General features: G+C 53.3%; 1 rRNA gene. It reads left to right on the forward strand.

The features are described from left to right. Positions 1–533 (forward strand): 23S ribosomal RNA (locus DDE13_RS22675); the annotation flags it as partial.

Consider the following 533-nt stretch of genomic DNA (forward strand, 5'->3'; position numbering starts at 1 on the left):
TATGAGCCGATGAAGGACGTGTAAGGCCGCGATAGGCCTCGGGGAGTTACCAATAGAGCGTTGATCCGAGGGTGTCCGAATGGGGAAACCTGGCCATGGTTATGTGTGGTTACCCATCAGTGAATTCATAGCTGGTGTGGGGGTGACGCGGGGAAGTGAAACATCTCAGTACCCGTAGGAGAAGAAAATAATTAATGATTCTGCTAGTAGTGGCGAACGAACGTGGATGAGGCTAAACCGTATGCGTGTGATACCTGGCAGGGGTTGCGTGTGTGGTGTTGTGGGGCGTTGTTGGAGGAGGCTGCCGGCTCCTCGCTTGTTGATGTGTGTGTTAGCGGAAGTGGTTTGGAATGGCCTGCCGTAGTGGGTGAGAGTCCCGTACGTGAAAACATGTGCATGTGAGTGGATGATGTTCCCGAGTAGCAGCGGGCTCGTGGAATCTGCTGTGAATCTGCCGGGACCACCCGGTAAGCCTAAATACTTATGATGACCGATAGCGGATAGTACCGTGAGGGAATGGTGAAAAGTACCCC

This window comes from Meridianimarinicoccus zhengii (assembly GCF_003254465.1).
In the GTDB taxonomy this organism is placed as follows: domain Bacteria; phylum Pseudomonadota; class Alphaproteobacteria; order Rhodobacterales; family Rhodobacteraceae; genus Meridianimarinicoccus; species Meridianimarinicoccus zhengii.